Genomic DNA, 17,456 nt, shown 5'->3' with positions numbered 1-17,456 from the left:
CAAAAGATAAGGAAGCAATACAATGTATGAGACCACTTATCACCGCCCTGCGAGCATCGACGAAGCAGCGGCCCTGTTCGCCAAGCATCCCGAGGCGAAATATCTCGCCGGTGGCCACACGCTGATCCCCGTGATGAAGCAGCGTCTTGCGGCACCCTCGGATGTCATCGACCTCGCGAAGATCAAGGACTTGATCGGCATCGAGGCAACATCCGACGCGCTGATCATCAAGGCCGCAACGACCTATTACGACATCACGCAGAGCGCCGCGGCGAAGAAGGCAATTCCCGCCATCGTGCATCTGACGTCGGTGCTCGGTGATCCCGCCGTGCGCTATCGCGGCACCATCGGCGGCTCCATCGCCAACAACGATCCCGCCGCCGACTATCCCGCCGCCGTGCTGGCGCTGAATGCCACGATCAAGACCAACAAGCGTGAGATCAAAGGCGACGATTTCTTCCAGGGCCTGTTCTCGACCGCGCTGGAAGAGGACGAGATCATCACATCCGTGTCGTTTCCCATTCCGGCCAAGGCCGGCTACGCCAAGATGCGCCACCCGGCGTCGCGTTTCGCACTCACCGCGGTGTTCGTCGCGCAGACAAAGTCCGGCGAAGTCCGTGTCGCAGCCACCGGCGCATCGCAGAGCGGCGTGATGCGCGTGCCGGCGATCGAGGCTGCACTGAAAGCCAACTGGTCGGCGGGAGCGCTGGATGGCGTGAAGATCTCAGCCGATGGGTTGATGGGTGACATCCACGGCTCGGCGGAATATCGCGCCAATCTCATCAAGGTGATGGCACAGCGCGCGGTGGAAGCGGCGGGGTAAAATTCGAACCTCTCAATTGTCATCCCCGCGAAGGCGGGGATCCATAGCCTCCATCCCGTCGCGGCGGAATGGCGGCAGAGGCCATTGCAAAACACGAACTCGGTGGTTATGGGTCCCCGCCTTCGCGGGGACGACATCGAGTTTTGGCTTCAGCATTTTTGTGCAGTGCCGCAGCATGGCCGCATGCAGGATTGCGGCCAAAAGCTTCTTGCCCTTGTCACCTCCAGCATAGACAGTTTCCGGCAAATCGGTCCGTCGCTATCGACGACCAATATCAAGCATGGGAAACACAAGTGCAGGACACCACCCTCGCGTCGTCGCGACCACAGACCAAAGCCACCGGCCCGCTCAAAGGCACACGCATCGTCGAATTCGCGGGCATCGGCCCCGGTCCGTTCGCCTGCATGCTGCTGGCCGATATGGGCGCCGAGGTGATTACGCTGGTGCGGCCGAAGCAGATGCCGAAGGGCGCGGCGTCGCGCGGCCGCAAGGTCATCGAGGTCGATCTCAAGGACAAGGCTGCCATCGCACAGGTGCTGTCGCTGCTGGATAGTGCCGATGCGCTGGTGGAGGGCTATCGCCCCGGCGTGATGGAGCGCCTCGGCCTCGGGCCGGACGTTGTGCTCGGCCGCAACAAGAGACTGGTCTATGGCCGCATGACCGGTTGGGGCCAGCACGGCCCGCTGGCGCAGGCCGCCGGCCATGACATCAATTACATCTCGATCACTGGGGCCCTCGCCGCCATCGGCGGCGCCGACAAGCCCGTGCCACCATTGAATCTGGTGGGCGATTTCGGCGGCGGCTCGATGTATCTCGTGATGGGCATGCTCGCGGCCATGCTGGAAGCCAGCCGCTCCGGCCAGGGGCAGGTGGTGGACGCGGCCATGTGCGACGGCGCGGCATCCTTGATCACCATGTTCTTCGACATGACCGCGGCCGGTCGCTGGAAGGAAGCCCGCGAGAGCAACATGCTCGATGGCGGCGCGCATTTCTACGGCGTCTATGAATGCAGCTGCGGTAACTTCATCTCGATCGGATCGATCGAGCCGCAATTCTATGCCGAGCTGCGCGAACTCGCCGGGCTGTCGGAGGCCTGCTACGACAATCACATGGACTCGAAGAATTGGGCCGCGGTGAAGGACAAGCTCACCGCGGTGTTCAAGACCAAGAGCCGCGACGAGTGGTCAAAGATCATGGAAGGCACCGATGTGTGCTTCGCACCGGTGCTGACCATGTCGGAAGCAACCAAGCATCCGCATATGGTGGCACGCGAAGTGTTCATCCAGCACGAAGGCGCGACACAGCCGGCACCCGCACCGCGGTTCTCGCGCACGCCATCGGCGGCACGGCCGGCAGTGAAGGTGGAGCTGGGGGATGCGGTGAAGGAGTGGGCGAATTGAGAAAGCTCATACTCGCCTAAGAGCTCCGCTTCTCTTATCCCTCCCCCTTGTGGGGAGGGTGGCCGGCCGAAGGCCGGTCGGGTGGGGGTGCCCCACGTGACGTCGGGGCGCGTGCCACCCCACCCGTCACGTCTGCTCGCTGAACGCTCGCAGCCGCGCCACCCTCCCCACTGCGCAGCTGCGCTGCTTGGGGGAGGGAGAAGACTACGCCGCCGTCTTATCGCCGACGTGCAGCACGCCGCGCCTGATCTGATCTTCCTCGATCGACTCGAACAGCGCCTTGAAATTGCCCTCGCCGAAGCCATCATCGCCCTTGCGCTGGATGAATTCGAAGAAAATGGGTCCGATCGCATTGGCCGAGAAGATCTGCAGCAGCACCTTGGTCTCGCCGCCTGCGACCACCCCTTCACCGTCGATCAGGATGCCGTTCTTCTGCAGCCGTGGCACGTCCTCGCCATGCTTCGGCAGCCGTGCATCGATCTTCTCGAAATAGGTCTGCGGCGGCGCCGGCATGAAGGGCAGGCCATCGGCGCGCAGCTTCTCGATGGTCGTGTAGATATCGGTCACGCCGCAGGCGATGTGCTGGATGCCCTCGCCGTGATAGGTGTTGAGATATTCCTCGATCTGGCCGGCATCGCCGGCATCCTCGTTGATCGGAATTCGGATCTTGCCATCCGGACTGGTCAGCGCGCGCGAGAACAGGCCCGAGGCGCGGCCCTCGATGTCGAAGAAACGGATCTGGCGAAAATTAAACAGCTTCTCGTAGAAGCCGGTCCAGACATCCATGCGGCCGCGATGAACGTTGTGGGTGAGGTGATCGAGATAGAACAGGCCGGCGCCTTCGGGCCGCGGGTTCTTCGCGCCCAGCCATTCGAATTCATGGTCATAGGCCGAGCCCTTGGCGCCGTAACGATCGACGAAGTACAATAGGCTGCCGCCGATGCCCTTGATGGCCGGCACCTCGAGCGTCTTCTGCGCTGCGATCACATCCGCCGGCTCGGCACCGAGCAAGATCGCGCGGTCATAGGCCGCCTGCGCATCGACGACTCGGAACGCCATCGACGGCGCGCACGGGCCGTGCGCGGCGACGAAATTGAAGCCGTGGGTGCCGGGCTCCTCATTGACGAGGTAGTTGATATCGCCCTGGCGGTACACTGTGATGTGCTTGGTCTTGTGCCTTGCGACGGGTGCGTAGCCCATCAGCTTGAACAGCGCATGCAGCTCCGCGGGGTTCGGATGCGCGTATTCGACGAATTCAAAGCCGTCGGTGCCCATCGGATTATGTGCCGAGATGATGGCAGCCGGCGCGTCGTGCGGAAACGGACCCATGGTGATCTCCCGAAGCTGATTTGCATTATCGCTTGCCTGGAGTGTCGGTCGTTTGCGACGCAAGGTGCATGCAAATTCGGATGGAATATGCGACATTCATGCACGGTTCACGCATGAAAGAGGCTTTTGACGCATGATCCCGGTAGACGCCTTCGATCTCAAGATGCTGGCTGCCTTGCAGGATGACGGCCGGCTGACCAACCAGCAGCTCGCCGACGCCGTCGGCCTGTCTGCCTCGCAATGCTCGCGGCGCCGGATGCGGCTCGAAGAGGAGAAAGTGATCTCCGGCTATCACGCCGATCTGTCATCGGACGCGCTCGGGTTCAACGTCATCGCCTTCATCCAGGTGCAACTGGCCACCCACTCGCCGGACAATGCCAAGAAGTTCCGCACGCTGGTGCAGCGGGTCGACGAGGTGCAGGAAGCCTACTCACTGACCGGCGACGCCGACTATGTGCTCAAGGCCGTGCTGCGCGACCTCAAGGGATTGTCCGATCTCGTCAACAATGTGCTGATGCCGCATCAGAGCGTGGCGCATGTGCGCTCGTCGATCGTGCTCGATCGGTTGAAGGAAACATCGAAACTGCCGCTGAAATCGGCCCTCGCCTGAGCGCAAAGGGCATCGCCTGGGCGCGGCGGCTCAACATCCCGCGCACGGACGCAGCGTCGTAGCACCCGCCTTCCAGCGTCAGGCCGCCTGACAGTTCACGAACCATCGCGGTTCTGCCAAGATCGGCGCAACGAACCGATTGGGAGAGAACGATGGCACTGGCGCTGCGGCCAAACTGTGAATATTGCGACAAGGATCTGCCGCCCGCGGCACGCGATGCATTCATCTGCACTTTTGAATGCACGTTCTGCGCGGACTGCGTGGAGACCAAGCTCCACAATGTCTGTCCGAACTGCGGCGGAGGCTTCGCCCCACGCCCGATCCGGCCGGTCACCGAATGGCGGCCGGGACTTTCCGTTGCCAAGCGCCCGCCATCGGACAAGCGCGCGCATCTGTCCTACAGCCTTGAAGACATCGCGGCGCATTCGGCGCGGATCAGGGACGTACCGCCCGGAGAGCGGTGAGGCACGTCAACTTGATGGCGTCGTAGGATGGATAGAGCGTCTTCGCGAAACCCATCCCTGCAGAGCTTGCAGTCGATGGGTTTCGCTGCGCTCTACCCATCCTACGGCCGGTGTATCACCGCTTGTTCGGATCGAAGCGCTTCTCCAGGCCCTTCCAGCAATCCGCATAATCGCTCTGCAGCGTCGCCGTCGTGGCCGCGTGTTCCGTAACGCGCTGCGGGTAGCGGGTCTCGAACATGAAGGCCATGGTGCCGGTGAGCTTCACGGGCTTCAACTCGCCATTGCTGGCGTGATCGAAGGCCTCGCGATCCGGACCGTGCGGCAGCATCATGTTGTGCAGGCTGATGCCGCCCGGCGTGAAGCCCTGCGGCTTGGCGTCATAGACGCCGTAAATGAGACCCATGAATTCCGACATGATGTTCATGTGATACCACGGCGGACGGAAGGTGTTTTCCGCCACCGCCCAGCGCTCCGGGAAGATCACGAAATCGATATTCGCGGTGCCGGCAGTTTCCGACGGCGAGGTCAGCACCGTGAAGATCGACGGATCCGGATGATCGAAGCCGATGGCGCCGACCGGCGAGAAGGTCCGCAGGTCGTATTTATACGGCGCGTAGTTGCCGTGCCACGCGACGACATCGATGGGCGAATGCGGTAGCGTGGTGACAAACAGCGTGCCGCCCCATTTCACATAGAGTTCGGTCGGCGTGTCCTTGTCCTCATAGGCGGCCACCGGCGTGAGGAAGTCGCGCGCATTGGCAAGACAATTGGCGCCGATGGGCCCGCGCTCCGGCAGCGTGAAGGCGCCGCCATAATTCTCGCAGAGATAGCCGCGCGCAGCGCCACCCGTGAGTTCGACGCGAAACTTGACGCCGCGTGGGATCACCACGATCTCGCCTGGCTCGGCATCGATGCGGCCGAATTCGGTGACGAACAACAAGTTACCCTGCTGCAGCACGAACATCATCTCGCCGTCGGCATTGTAGAAGTGCTGATCTACCATGGATTTGGTGATCAGATAGACATGCGCTGCCATGCCGGCCTGGGTGCCGGCGTCGCCGGCCGTGGTCATGGTCTGCACGCCCTGCAGGAAGGTCATATCCTCCTTCGGGATCGGCGCTGGATCCCAGCGCAATTGCGCGATCGGCAGATCGTTCTCGTGGCACGGCGCGGTGCGCCACAACTTGCTATCTGTCTTCTCGAAGCGGCCCGAATGTTTCACCGACGGGCGGATGCGATACAGCCAGGACCGTTCATTGGTGCCGCGGGGCGCGGTGAAGGGCGAACCGGAGAGCTGTTCGGCATAGAGCCCATAGGCCGCACGCTGCGGCGAGTTGCGGCCGATGGGCAGCGCGCCGGGCAGCGCCTCGGTTTCGAAGCTGTTCCCAAAGCCGGACATATAGCCCGGCGTGACGTTGACGGTGTTGCGGCTGATCAGATCGGGATTGGTGGTGATGTTCATCTCATCCTCCTTTTCCTACCGTCATTGCGAGGAGCGCTTGCGACGAAGCAATCCAGTCTTCCTTTGTGACCTTCTGGATTGCTTCGCTTCGCTCGCAATGACGAATCTACTAGGTTACCCTTGGAGCGCGGCCCACATTTCCCGGTCGCGCTTGTCGGTCCAGATCACGGGGTCGTCGATTCCCGAAGCTTCATCGAAGGCGCGGGATACATTGAACGGCAGGCAGTGCTCGTAGATCGCAAAGCTCGAAAACTTCTTGTCCATGACGTCGCGGGTCGCCGCCATGGTCTCCTTCAGGCTGCGCCCTTTGGCGACTGACAGCTCCGCCGCGCCGTAGAGCGACATCACGAAGTCACGCGTCATCGCGATCGCCTCGCGGGTCGTCTCCAGCCCTTTCAGTGCATCGCCGCGGCCCGGCGCAATTGCCTTCGGGTTGAACGCACGAATCTCGTTCAGCGTCGACGGCCATTCGCGCAGCAGCGCATCGCCGCAGTAGCAGGCCGAATGATACTCGATGAGATCGCCGGAGAACATGACTTCGGCATCGGGCACCCAGGCGACGATATCCCCCGACGTATGACCGGCGCCGAGCTGCATCAGGCGCACCTCGCGCTTGCCGAGGAAGATCGACATCTCGCCTTCAAAAGTGAGCGTTGGCCAGGTCAGGCCGGGAATGCTCTCAGCATCCTGGAACAGGCGCGGGAAGCGGCCGAATTCGGAATCCCAGTCCTGCTGACCACGTTCTTCCACCAGCCGATAGGTTTCCTGCGACGCGACCACGCCCTGCGCCTTGTAGGCGGACGCACCGAGCACGCGCACCGCGTGATAATGCGACAGCACGACATATTTGATCGGCTTGTCGGTGACGGTTCGCACGCGCTCGATCACCTTGTTGGCCATCGCCGGCGTCGCCTGCGCGTCGAATACGATGCAACCGTCATCGCCGACAATGACAGCCGAGTTCGGATCGCCCTCGGCCGTAAAGGCATATAGATCGGTACCGATCTCCGAGAAGGTGACCTTCTTCTCGGTCATGTCGGTCGTGGATGCGAAACCCTTGGTCATCTATCTATTCCTTTGCAGATCTAGGTCGTCATTCCGGGATGCACGTAAGTCGCGCAGCGACTGCAGTGCAGACCCGGAATCCCGGAGTGATGAACATGCCGAGATTCCCCGCCACTCCAATTGGAGTGGCTGAGGTTCGCGTGCGGCTGACGCCGCCCTCGCCCCGGAATGACGAGTTTTGTCATTTCTCGTCCCTCACATTCGGCAGCCGCCGCTTCGCCAGCGCAATCGCGTCACCGAGCACAGCGGCATCGCCGATATGATTGGCGAGGATCAGCACCAGTGCCGTATCGAGCGCCGCGCTTTGATCGTCGGTCAATCCGCGATGCGCCTCGACGATCACACGATAGGCGTCGTCGGGACTGGCGAAGTTGGACGTCATGGATAGTGCCGTCATGACGGCCTCCCGGAGGCACGCGCGACCGCGGCCTTGATCGCCTGCGGCGTCGGATGCCGGAAACGCGCAGCGACATAACCATCGGGACGCAGCAGATAGGCGTTTCCGGGATCGGCACCGTAGCGCGCCTTGAACAACCCGGTCTCGTCGCGCAGCGCCGCATCATCGCCGACGACCAGACGCGCCACGCCCTCGGGCAGTTCGATCGCCTGACCATCCGAGTGCAATACGGTGAAACCGCGACCCGCCCCCGCGAAACATTCCGAGAGAAATACATGTGCGCCGTCGTCAGTCGCGAGCGGCGCGTCCGGCATATGCGCGCCCGGCTGAGGACCGACAGACCAGTCGTCGCTATCGGTCGTCGAGAGCGGCGTCTGATAGACCGACGGCACCGACAGCCGGCCGCCATTGATCATCCGCTTGGCGAAATCGGCCTCCCTGGCAAGCGACAACACGGCTTGCCGCATGCGCTGCTCCTGCTTCGAATGCGGCGCGATAAAATCCGTGGCATGGGTCGAGGCTCGGATGTTCTCGTCCGCGGCCGGACCACGCTCGGCGTCATAGCTCGCCAGCAACGACGCCGGCGCATCGCCAGCCAGCACCAGTGCGAGCTTCCAGGCGATATTCTCGGCGTCTTCGAGGCCGGAATTGGCGCCCCGCGCGCCGAAAGGCGACACTTGATGCGCGGCGTCGCCGGCGAAGATCACGCGCTCATGCAGGAAGCGCTGCATGCGGCGGCACTGGAATTTGTAGACCGAGATCCACTCGAAATCGAAATCATCGTGGCCGAGCATGCGTGCGATGCGCGGCCGCACCTTCTCCGGCTGCCGCTCCTCGGCGGGGTCTGCATCTGGCCCGAGCTGCAGATCGATACGCCAGACATCGTCGGGCTGACGATGCAGCAGTGCGGACTGGCCGGAATGGAATGGCGGATCGAACCAGAACCAGCGTTCGGTCGGGAATTCCGCGGTCATCTTGACGTCGGCGATCAGGAACTGATCCTCGAATACCTCGCCGGAAAAGTCCGCGCCAACCATGCCGCGCAGCCCGGAGCGGGCCCCATCGCAGGCAACGACATAGTCGGCGCGCAGCGTGTAAGGCCCATCGGGCGTCTCGATGGTGAGTTCGGCGTGATCGTTGTGCTGCGCCAGCGCGATGACCTTGTTGCGCCAGCGCAGATCGATCTCCGGCAATTGATGCACGCGATCGACCAGAAAGGATTCAGCGTAATATTGCTGCAGGTTGATGAAGGCCGGCATCTTGTGGCCGGTCTCGGGCAGCAGATCGAACTGATACAGCATGTCCGGTCCGAGAAAGATCTTGCCGACCTTCCACACCACGCCCTTGTCGATCATGCGATGGGCGACGCCGAGACGATCCCAATATTCGAGCGAGCGCTTCGAGAAACAGATGGCGCGCGAGCCGTCGCCGATGCGATCGGCGTCGTCGAGCAGCACCACGCGCTGGCCCCGCTGCGCCAGATCGATGGCCAGCGATAGACCCACCGGCCCGGCGCCGACGATCACAACGGGATGACACGCTGCATCAACGGCAGGGCGTGCCTGATCGGCATGGCGACGATAGGCAAACTGGCGGACATGCTGCGCCATGGCTCAGACCCCGCCCTGCAACCGGATGTATTTTCGGATCAACGCTGGTCTGGCCAACGGATCGCACTCCCTCTAAGATAGTCTCATTTGCAACCATCTAAACGCCGGACCCGTGGCGGCGTCAACAGCAGAATTGGTGGCTCCGTGGCAAAATTCGACCTGTTTCAGTTCGTTCCGTTCCGGCTCAACCGGCTGGCCGCGGAGGTCAGCGCCGCACTGTCCGACGAATATCAGGTACGCTATGGGCTCGATATTCCGGAATGGCGCGTCATCGCCACGCTGGGCTTTCGCGACGACGCCTGCAGCGCGCAGTTCATTTCGCAATGCACGCGCACCCACAAATCCACCATCAGCCGGGCGGTGACGGCCCTGCTGGACCGCGAACTCATCGAACGGGTCGAAAACGAAGACGACCGCCGCGCCTTCGAACTGCGTCTCTCCGCGAAAGGCACAGCGCTCTATGAAGAACTGATCCCGCGCCTGCTAAGCAAAGAGCGCGACATCCTGTCATGCCTGACGGCGCAGGAGCGCAAGGACTTCGCCGCCGCACTCGGCAAGATCGAGCGTAGCCTCGACCTCGTGCAGACGCGGCATGGGCAAAAGGCCGGCGCCTATTGAGCGATTAGTCTTTCACAAAGGAGCGCGATGGCATCTCGTGCAGCGCATAGGCATCGGCCTTGCTGCCCTCGACGCGCGGATAGAGCTCACGCACCAGCGGATCATGGCCGGGAATGATGCGATCGGGGTGGCCGGCAAGGCGCTCGCAGGTGGTCCAGCCGTCGCACATGTCGCCGATATTGTAGACGATCGGAAACGGGCTGCGGCGCTGCATGTTGCCGTAGTAATGCGAGGCGTCCGAGGCGAGCACCACTGGACCGCGCGCGGTTTGCACGCGCACGATCTGCAGACCATCGGAATGGCCGCCAACGCGGTGCAGCGTGACGCCCGGCGCAACCTCGCCATCGCCATTGTGGAACGTGACGCGCTCATTGAACACGTGACGCACCATCAAGGTGACGTCTTCCGCCGAGAACGGATGCCGCAGCAGCCCGTTGCACATGCAGCGGCCCGTCGCGTAGCTCATCTCGCGGTCCTGCAGATGGAACCTGGCATTGGGGAGGCGATCGAGATTGCCGGCATGATCGTAATGCAGATGCGTGACAATGACGTCGCGGATGTCCGCCGCGCGAACGCCGAAATCGGCCAGCGCATCGATCGGATTGATCGTGAGCTTGCGGCTGCGTTCTTTCGCGGCGACCTCGTTGAAGCCGGTATCGACAAGAATGTCGCGGCCGCCGCCGCGGATCAGCCAGATGAAATAATCGAGATCGGCCGCCGCGGTCTCATGGGGATCGGGTGCGAGATAATTCATCTGCGGCGTCCGCGGCGTCATCGTGGCATAGCGGATCGCATAGATTTCGTAAGTCACGCTCATTCGTCCCGTCCCGTTCCCGATCGTTGTTATGCGCAACAAGCCATTGCTGCCGGGAAAGGTCAAACCGTTCCAGCCACCGGAATGACCGGGAACCGGGACTGCAGCGACAACGCCGGACGCGTGGTGAGGTGAATGGACGCGATAGCACCGCACGTTGACAGCCGCGATCACGCCGGTTTGATAATGCGAATGGCGTGGATTAGTGTCGCTGCGGCGCAAGCCACAGCTTGGACAGCGCCCTCAAGTCTGGACCGGTTTCATTATGAAAATGCGCATTGCTCTGATCGCTCTCCTGACGTTTGCTGCCACGCCCATCTGGCAGGCCTCCGCCGCGGAAGATCGGACCCACCGGATCGCACTGGTGATCGGCAATGCGAAATATCCGGACGCCGAGACACCGCTCAAAGAGCCCATCAACGACGCCCGCGACGTCGCTGCCGAATTGAAGCGTGACGGATTTGAGGTCGATACCGGGGAAAATCTCGGCGGTGACGGCATGCGCCGGGCGCTCGACAAATTCTACGGCAAGGTGAAGCCCGGCTCGGTCGCCCTGGTGTTCTTCAGCGGCTTCGGCATCCAGTCCGCGCGCCAGAGTTACATGATCCCGGTCGATGCCCAGATCTGGACCGAGCCCGACGTGCGCCGCGACGGCTTCAGCCTCGAGACCGTGCTGGGCGAGATCAACGGCCGCGGCGCCGGCGTCAAGATTGCGCTTTTGGACGCATCTCGCCGCAATCCGTTCGAACGCCGGTTCCGCAGCTTCTCCGCCGGGCTCGCTCCGGTGATCGCACCGAGCGGCACGCTTGTGATGTATTCGGCGGCGCTGAGCTCGGTCGTCAGCGATGGCGGCGGCGATCATGGGTTGTTTGTCAGCGAATTGCTGAAGGAAATCCGGGTTCCGGATCTCACCGCCGAGCAGACGCTGAACCGAACCCGCGTCAACGTCACCCGCGCGTCGCGCAGCGAGCAGGTGCCGTGGATTTCGTCGTCGCTGGCGGAAGACTTCTCTTTCATAGCGGGAACGCGCCCGGCATCAGCCGCTGTGGCGGAAGCCAAGCCGGCCGACCCGGCGCCGGCTGCGACACCGCGCCCCTCTGCTGTGGCCAAGCCGGAAGTCGTCGCCGCACCTGTCGCCCCCGCGCCTGCTGCACCCACGCCGGCCGCTCCGGCAGCAGCGCCTGCGCCGGCCGCGGCACCGACTCCTGCCCCTGCCGTCGCCGCCGAAGTTCCTCGCGACGAAAACAAGATCCTGCTGGCGCTGGCGGAGGATCCGACCGTCAAATCGCTGAACGTCAAGCTGACCGATAATCCGGAAGACGCCGGCGCGCTGTATCGCCGTGGCCAGGTCTATGCCAGCAAAGGCGCCTATTCCGCTGCGATCAAGGATTTCGACGCCACGATCAAACTGAATCCCAAGGATGTCGAGGCCTACAACAATCGTTGCTGGGCACGCACCGTGACCGGCGACCTCGCCGCCGCGCTCAAGGACTGCAACGAAGCGCTGCGCCTGCGCCCGAATTTTGTCGATGCGCTGGACAGCCGCGGCCTGGTCAACCTCAAGAACGGCCAGAGCAAGAACGCGATTGCGGATTTCGACGCTGCGCTGAAGATCAATCCGCAGCTGACCTCATCGCTCTATGGCCGCGGGCTCGCCAAACATCGCCTCGGCCAGACGGCTGAAGGCGATCTCGACATCACCAATGCCAAGGCCATGGACCCGGACATCGTCAAGGAATTTGCCAGCTACGGCGTTCGATAGAACGGCGTCCGATAGGACAGCGCGCGATAGCACGCCAGCCGATGATCCCCAGAGGTCACCAGGATTTCGCAGGAAAGTCGCAAGAAAATCGTAGGAAAGTCGCAAGCCCGGTTTGAACCTGCGGCGCGCGAGCGGACACTATTGATGGCAAGCCGGAAGCCATCCTGAAGCGATCCGGCACCAGATTTTGTTGGATTTGATTCAAGCGCGTTTTGCGCGCCGAAATGAAGGATGCACCCATGTCAAACACATCCGCACGCCCCGGCTTCAAGGCACTTCGCACGATCGCCATGATCAGCGTCGCCCTGTCGCTGACCGCAGGCATCGCCGCAGCGGCTGAGGAAGTGACCTCCGACCAGATCCTGCGTGCATTAGCGCCGAAGAAGCCGCTGACCCGCGGTCTGTCGATGACGCCGCCGGCCGAGCCGGCCGTCAATGCCGCCGAAGGCAAGTTCGTCGACTCCCTTCGCAATCGCAGCACGCGGTCGCTGTCGATCGGCGAGCGCGAGCAGATCGCCGCCGTCGCCCAGACAAAGCCGGCGATCGATCTGGAAATTACCTTCGACTACAACTCGGCGAATATCAGCAAGAAGTCGCTGTCCTCGGTGCAGGCCCTCGGCAAGGCCCTGAGCAGCGAAGATCTCAAGGGCGCGACCTTCGTGGTCGCCGGCCATACCGACGCGGTCGGCGGCGAAGAATACAACCAGGATCTCTCGGAGCGCCGCGCCGATGCCATCAAGCGCTATCTGACGGACAAATACGGCATCGCCGGCGCCGACCTGGTCACCGTTGGCTATGGCAAGGGCAAGCCGAAGGCCGGCGTTGCGCCGACCGATCCGTCCAACCGCCGCGTTCAGGTGGTGAATATGGCGAACAAGACCACCGCATCCCAATAGAGCTCGGTGGTACCTCTGAGCTTGCTGCGGATTGCCGCACCACAGCGTTCCGCGCCACGCGGGACGCTGTTTGCTGTGGTGATCGCGGATATCCTGTATAGATTGCCCCGACCTGCCGCCGCACCGATCGAATGCCCCTGGTGCTCCGTAATACCAAGTGGATCGATCTCGCAATGAAGGCTTTTGCCTGCTTCTCCCCCTCTCTCGCATGTCTGTCGCTGGCGGCCATCATGGTCGCAACCACCACTATCGGCTTCGCCGCTGAACCCGCACCCGCCGGCTCCGCTTCGCCGAATGGCGCCATGGTGATCGTCGCCAAGGCCACCAATGCCTGCTTCTCGGATCTCGTGCGGGTCACTGGCTTCGTGGTTCCGCGCCGCGAGGCCGTGGTCGGCGTGGATACCGAAGGTTCGAAGGTTTCCGAAGTGCTGGTCCGCGAAGGCGACACCGTCACCGAGAACCAGGAACTGGCCCGGCTGATACCGCCGTCGACAGCAGGCAATGCACGCCCGAATCCTGTGACGCTGCGCGCCCCCGCGGCAGGTCTGATTACCTCCGTGAACACCATCGTCGGCGCGCCGGCCTCGCCGCAGGCCGGGCCGATGTTCAGGATCGCCATCCACAACGAGCTCGAGCTCGATGCGGAAGTGCCGAGCATCCACATCCTCAAACTCAACCCCGGCGTCACAGCGCGGATCAGCCGAGACGATCAGCCCGATATTTTCGGCAAGGTGCGGCTGGTGTCGCCACAGATCGACCGCGTGACACAGCTCGGCCATGTCCGGCTGTCACTGGCCAGCAACCCGTCGCTCAAGGTCGGTGTCTTCGCCCGCGCCAGCATCGACGCCAAGCGCAGCTGCGGCGTCGCGATCCCGCGCTCGGCGATCGAACACTTCATGGTGCAGCTCGTGAAGGGCAACACCATCGAGACCCGACGGGTAAAAGTCGGGCTGGTGTCCGATACGTCGACGGAAATTCTTGAAGGCGTCGAGGTGGGCGACATCGTCGTCGCCGATGCCGGCACATCACTTCATGACGGCGACAAGGTCCAGACCATGTTCGCCGATGACCTCGATCGATCGCGGGTGCGTTAATGGCAATGAATATCTCGGCATGGTCGATCCGCCATCCGCTTCCGTCCATCGTCTTCTCGATCATTCTTCTGGTACTCGGCTGGATCAGCTTCACCAAGCTGGCGATCACGCGGCTGCCGAGCGCGGACATTCCGGTGATCTCGGTCGCTGTCTCGCAATTCGGCGCGGCGCCCGCGGAACTTGAAGCGCAGGTCACCAAGACCATCGAAGACGGCGTCTCCGGCGTTGAAGGCGTGCGCCACATCTCGTCGTCGATCACTGACGGCCTGTCGGTCACCACGGTGCAATTCGCGCTGGAAACCAATACCGACCGCGCGCTGAACGACGTCAAGGACGCCGTGACGCGCGTGCGCGCCAATCTCCCCCAGAATGTCAATGAACCGCTGATCCAGCGCGTCGACGTGATCGGCCTGCCGATCGTGACCTACGCCGCGATCTCGCCGGGCAAGACGCCGGAGCAGCTGTCGTGGTTCGTCGATGACGTGGTCAAGCGCGCGCTGCAGGGCGTGCGCAACGTCGCACAGGTCGAGCGCATCGGCGGCGTCGAGCGCGAAATCCTAGTCTCGCTCGATCCCGACCGCTTGCAGGCCGCAGGCCTTACCGCCGTCGACGTCTCCAGACGTCTGCGCGGCACCAATGTGGACCTCGCCGGCGGCCGCGCCGAAATCGGCAAGAACGATCAGGCCATTCGCACACTGGCGGGCGCGAAAACACTGAATGAACTCGCCGGCACCATGATCAGCCTGCCGTCCGGCGGCGAAGTGCGGCTCGAAGATCTCGGCACCGTCACCGACACCATCGCCGACCGCCGTACCTTTGCGCGCTTCAACGGCGAACCGGTGGTGGCGCTGGGCATCAAGCGCTCCAAGGGCGCAAGCGATGTGGTTGTCGCCGCGGCCGTGCAGAAACGCATCGATGCGCTGAAGGCGTCCTATCCCGATGTCGATCTGAAACTGATCGACACGTCGGTCGACTTCACCAAGGGCAATTACGAAGCTGCAATCTCGACGCTGTTCGAAGGCGCAGCGCTTGCCGTCATCGTCGTGTTCTTCTTCCTGCGCGACCTGCGCGCCACGGTCATCGCCGCGATCTCGCTCCCGCTGTCGATCTTTCCGGCCTTCTGGGCGATGGACCTGCTCGGCTTCTCGCTCAACCTCGTGAGTTTCCTCGCCATCACGCTCTCGACAGGTATTCTCGTCGATGACGCCATCGTCGAGATCGAGAACATCGTGCGGCATATGCGGATGGGCAAATCGCCCTATCGCGCCGCGCTGGAAGCGGCCGACGAAATCGGCCTCGCCGTGATCGCCATCAGCCTCACCATTATCGCGATCTTTGCCCCGGCCAGCTTCATGTCCGGCATCGCCGGACAATTCTTCAAGCAGTTCGGCATCACCGTGTCGGTGCAGGTATTCTTCTCACTATTGGCGGCACGCTTCGTCACGCCCGTGCTGGCCGCATACTTCCTGAAAGATCACAAGCACGACGACCCGCCCCCCCGGCGCATCCTGCAGGCCTACAACAAGCTCGTGACCCTGTCGGTGAAGCGCTACTACGTGACGGTTCTGTTCGGTCTCGCCGTCTTCGCACTGTCGATCTGGAGCATCCAGCTGCTACCGCAGGGCTTCCTGCCGGCCCAGGACACGGCGCGTTCGCTCATGGCGATGGAATTGCCACCGGGATCGCAGCTCGCTTACACCGAAAAGGTCACCGAAGACATCGTTGCGCGGCTCCGCAAGCGACCTGAGGTGAAGAGCGTGTTCGTCGATGGCGGTCACGTTCCTCCCGGCACCTATGAAGTGCGGCGCGCAGCTCTGATCATCAACTACACTCCAAAGAGCGAACGCGACAGCGCACATACACAGCGCCTGCTCGAACTCGATATCAGCAAGGAACTCGAAAGCGTTCCGGATATCCGCTACTGGTTCCTCGACGAAAACGGGCTGCGCGCCATCTCGCTGGTAGTGACCGGCACCGACAGCAATATCGTCGCCAATGTCGCCAGCGAACTGGCAACACAGATGAAGCGCATTCCGTTGATTTCCAACGTGATCTCGGAAACCTCGCTGGATCGTCCTGAGCTACGCGTACAGCCGCGCGCCGATCTGGCGGCACGGCTCGGCGTCTCCACCGAGAGCCTGTCGGAAACCATCCGCGTCGCCACCATCGGCGACGTCGGTCCCGCTCTGGCGAAATTCGATGCCGGCGATCGCCTGGTGCCGATCCGCGTGCAGCTCGAAGACACGGCACGCGCAGACTTCCAGATTCTCGAACAATTGCGGGTGCCACTTGGTGGCGGCCGCGGCGGTGTGCCGCTCTCCGTCGTTGCCGACATCAAGCTCGATCAGGGACCGACCAGCATCAACCGCTACGACAGAGAACGTCAGGCCACCGTGGCCGCGGATCTCGTGGGCACCGCCGCACTCGGCGATGCCCTGAAGAAAATCTACGAACTACCGGTCATGAAGAGCCTGCCGAAGAATGTCAGCGTCAAGCAGTCCGGCGACGCCGAAAGCCTGAACGAACTCGCGGATGGTTTCGCCACCGCGATCTCGGCAGGCCTGATGATGGTCTATGCGGTGCTGGTGCTGCTGTTCGGCACGTTCCTGCAGCCGATCACCATCCTGTTCTCACTGCCGCTCTCGATCGGCGGCGCGATCCTGGCGCTGCTCCTGACGGGCAAGCAACTGACGACACCGGTGTGGATCGGCATCCTGATGCTGATGGGCATCGTCACCAAGAACGCGATCATGCTGGTGGAATTTGCAGTGGAAGCCATTCGCGAAGGCAAGCCGCGAGAGGTCGCGATCATCGACGCCGGCATGAAGCGCGCGCGGCCGATCGTGATGACCACCGTTGCCATGGTCGCTGGCATGATGCCGTCCGCGCTGGCCTTCGGCGCCGGCGGCGAGTTCCGCTCGCCGATGGCGCTTGCTATCATTGGCGGGCTGATCTTCTCGACGGCGCTGTCGCTGCTGTTCGTGCCGGCGATGTTCATGATGATGGACGATGTCGGACAATTGGCATGGCGCTTCGGGCGCAAGCTGCTGGTGTCGAGCGGCGAGGAAGACCCGCAAAACGGTCAACCACCCGCCGTCCCGCACAAATAGGC

General features: G+C 62.7%; 15 protein-coding genes. 9 read left to right on the top strand and 6 right to left on the bottom strand.

Annotation, left to right across the window (positions count from 1 at the left end):
• The first annotated feature begins 22 nt into the window (after nucleotides 1-22).
• The gene (locus BLW80_RS11915) at nucleotides 23-823 is read left to right on the top strand and encodes an FAD binding domain-containing protein (RefSeq protein ID WP_093758043.1); all 801 of its coding nucleotides are present in this window, start codon (nucleotides 23-25) and stop codon (nucleotides 821-823) included.
• A gap of 293 nt (nucleotides 824-1,116) precedes the next feature.
• Nucleotides 1,117-2,223, top strand: a complete 1,107-nt coding sequence (locus tag BLW80_RS11905) for a CaiB/BaiF CoA transferase family protein (RefSeq protein WP_093758041.1) — start codon at nucleotides 1,117-1,119, stop codon at nucleotides 2,221-2,223.
• Between the two features lie 204 nt (nucleotides 2,224-2,427).
• Here BLW80_RS11905 and hppD read toward each other — a convergent pair whose 3' ends face one another.
• Complete coding sequence (gene hppD, locus BLW80_RS11900; protein ID WP_093758040.1) at nucleotides 2,428-3,552, bottom strand: 4-hydroxyphenylpyruvate dioxygenase; 1,125 nt, start codon at nucleotides 3,550-3,552, stop codon at nucleotides 2,428-2,430.
• A gap of 133 nt (nucleotides 3,553-3,685) precedes the next feature.
• Between hppD and BLW80_RS11895 the strand changes: the two genes are divergently transcribed.
• Together BLW80_RS11895 and BLW80_RS11890 are read left to right on the top strand one after the other, a co-directional pair.
• Nucleotides 3,686-4,162 (top strand): Lrp/AsnC family transcriptional regulator, encoded by a 477-nt coding sequence (locus tag BLW80_RS11895; protein WP_089266744.1) that lies wholly within the window; start codon nucleotides 3,686-3,688, stop codon nucleotides 4,160-4,162.
• A gap of 152 nt (nucleotides 4,163-4,314) precedes the next feature.
• Nucleotides 4,315-4,626 (top strand): DUF1272 domain-containing protein, encoded by a 312-nt coding sequence (locus BLW80_RS11890; RefSeq protein ID WP_093758039.1) that lies wholly within the window; start codon nucleotides 4,315-4,317, stop codon nucleotides 4,624-4,626.
• A 115-nt stretch (nucleotides 4,627-4,741) separates the two neighbouring features.
• Here BLW80_RS11890 and hmgA read toward each other — a convergent pair whose 3' ends face one another.
• The 4 genes from hmgA to BLW80_RS11870 form a co-directional block, all read right to left on the bottom strand.
• A complete protein-coding gene (hmgA, locus tag BLW80_RS11885; RefSeq protein WP_093758038.1) occupies nucleotides 4,742-6,088 on the bottom strand; it encodes a homogentisate 1,2-dioxygenase in 1,347 nt (448 codons plus the stop codon).
• A gap of 114 nt (nucleotides 6,089-6,202) precedes the next feature.
• Nucleotides 6,203-7,153 (bottom strand): MBL fold metallo-hydrolase, encoded by a 951-nt coding sequence (locus BLW80_RS11880; RefSeq protein WP_093758037.1) that lies wholly within the window; start codon nucleotides 7,151-7,153, stop codon nucleotides 6,203-6,205.
• 181 nt (nucleotides 7,154-7,334) lie between these two features.
• On the bottom strand, nucleotides 7,335-7,550 hold the full coding sequence (locus BLW80_RS11875) for a DUF2783 domain-containing protein (protein WP_093758036.1): 216 nt from the start codon (nucleotides 7,548-7,550) through the stop codon (nucleotides 7,335-7,337).
• Nucleotides 7,547-9,160: an FAD-dependent oxidoreductase gene (locus BLW80_RS11870; protein WP_093758035.1), complete on the bottom strand. Its 1,614-nt coding sequence runs from the start codon at nucleotides 9,158-9,160 to the stop codon at nucleotides 7,547-7,549. The genes BLW80_RS11875 and BLW80_RS11870 overlap by 4 nt, the downstream gene beginning before the upstream one ends.
• Nucleotides 9,161-9,304: 144 nt before the next feature.
• Here BLW80_RS11870 and BLW80_RS11865 point away from each other — a divergent pair, with 144 nt between their 5' ends.
• Nucleotides 9,305-9,778, top strand: coding sequence for a MarR family winged helix-turn-helix transcriptional regulator (locus BLW80_RS11865; RefSeq protein ID WP_089266730.1), 474 nt, complete (start codon nucleotides 9,305-9,307; stop codon nucleotides 9,776-9,778).
• Between the two features lie 4 nt (nucleotides 9,779-9,782).
• Here BLW80_RS11865 and BLW80_RS11860 read toward each other — a convergent pair whose 3' ends face one another.
• Complete coding sequence (locus tag BLW80_RS11860) at nucleotides 9,783-10,595, bottom strand: N-acyl homoserine lactonase family protein (protein ID WP_093758034.1); 813 nt, start codon at nucleotides 10,593-10,595, stop codon at nucleotides 9,783-9,785.
• Nucleotides 10,596-10,857: 262 nt separating this feature from the next.
• Here BLW80_RS11860 and BLW80_RS11855 point away from each other — a divergent pair, with 262 nt between their 5' ends.
• The 4 genes from BLW80_RS11855 to BLW80_RS11840 all read left to right on the top strand — a co-directional run bounded on the left by BLW80_RS11855 (nucleotide 10,858) and on the right by BLW80_RS11840 (nucleotide 17,454).
• Nucleotides 10,858-12,354 (top strand): caspase family protein, encoded by a 1,497-nt coding sequence (locus BLW80_RS11855; protein ID WP_093758033.1) that lies wholly within the window; start codon nucleotides 10,858-10,860, stop codon nucleotides 12,352-12,354.
• Between the two features lie 239 nt (nucleotides 12,355-12,593).
• Nucleotides 12,594-13,250: an OmpA family protein gene (locus BLW80_RS11850; RefSeq protein WP_089266920.1), complete on the top strand. Its 657-nt coding sequence runs from the start codon at nucleotides 12,594-12,596 to the stop codon at nucleotides 13,248-13,250.
• Nucleotides 13,251-13,480: 230 nt separating this feature from the next.
• Nucleotides 13,481-14,344 (top strand): efflux RND transporter periplasmic adaptor subunit, encoded by an 864-nt coding sequence (locus BLW80_RS11845; RefSeq protein ID WP_093758239.1) that lies wholly within the window; start codon nucleotides 13,481-13,483, stop codon nucleotides 14,342-14,344.
• Nucleotides 14,344-17,454, top strand: coding sequence for an efflux RND transporter permease subunit (locus BLW80_RS11840; protein WP_093758032.1), 3,111 nt, complete (start codon nucleotides 14,344-14,346; stop codon nucleotides 17,452-17,454). The genes BLW80_RS11845 and BLW80_RS11840 overlap by 1 nt, the downstream gene beginning before the upstream one ends.
• Nucleotides 17,455-17,456: the final 2 nt, after the last annotated feature.

Origin of the sequence: Tardiphaga sp. OK245 (assembly GCF_900108575.1) — a bacterium.
Classification (GTDB): domain Bacteria; phylum Pseudomonadota; class Alphaproteobacteria; order Rhizobiales; family Xanthobacteraceae; genus Tardiphaga; species Tardiphaga robiniae.
The sequence above is the reverse complement of the archived record's forward strand: the minus strand, read 5'-3'. Positions and strand labels throughout refer to the sequence as shown.

What these genes read in the sequence shown, in the direction of transcription:
- BLW80_RS11895 (WP_089266744.1), top strand. Translation starts at nt 3,686, where the DNA reads ATGATCCCGGTAGACGCCTTCGATCTCAAGATGCTGGCTGCCTTGCAG.
- BLW80_RS11855 (WP_093758033.1), top strand. Translation starts at nt 10,858, where the DNA reads ATGAAAATGCGCATTGCTCTGATCGCTCTCCTGACGTTTGCTGCCACG.
- BLW80_RS11915 (WP_093758043.1), top strand. Translation starts at nt 23, where the DNA reads ATGTATGAGACCACTTATCACCGCCCTGCGAGCATCGACGAAGCAGCG.
- BLW80_RS11860 (WP_093758034.1), bottom strand. Translation starts at nt 10,595, where the DNA reads ATGAGCGTGACTTACGAAATCTATGCGATCCGCTATGCCACGATGACG.
- BLW80_RS11845 (WP_093758239.1), top strand. Translation starts at nt 13,481, where the DNA reads ATGGTCGCAACCACCACTATCGGCTTCGCCGCTGAACCCGCACCCGCC.
- BLW80_RS11870 (WP_093758035.1), bottom strand. Translation starts at nt 9,160, where the DNA reads ATGGCGCAGCATGTCCGCCAGTTTGCCTATCGTCGCCATGCCGATCAG.
- BLW80_RS11850 (WP_089266920.1), top strand. Translation starts at nt 12,594, where the DNA reads ATGTCAAACACATCCGCACGCCCCGGCTTCAAGGCACTTCGCACGATC.
- hmgA (WP_093758038.1), bottom strand. Translation starts at nt 6,088, where the DNA reads ATGAACATCACCACCAATCCCGATCTGATCAGCCGCAACACCGTCAAC.
- BLW80_RS11875 (WP_093758036.1), bottom strand. Translation starts at nt 7,550, where the DNA reads ATGACGGCACTATCCATGACGTCCAACTTCGCCAGTCCCGACGACGCC.
- BLW80_RS11880 (WP_093758037.1), bottom strand. Translation starts at nt 7,153, where the DNA reads ATGACCAAGGGTTTCGCATCCACGACCGACATGACCGAGAAGAAGGTC.
- hppD (WP_093758040.1), bottom strand. Translation starts at nt 3,552, where the DNA reads ATGGGTCCGTTTCCGCACGACGCGCCGGCTGCCATCATCTCGGCACAT.
- BLW80_RS11840 (WP_093758032.1), top strand. Translation starts at nt 14,344, where the DNA reads ATGGCAATGAATATCTCGGCATGGTCGATCCGCCATCCGCTTCCGTCC.
- BLW80_RS11890 (WP_093758039.1), top strand. Translation starts at nt 4,315, where the DNA reads ATGGCACTGGCGCTGCGGCCAAACTGTGAATATTGCGACAAGGATCTG.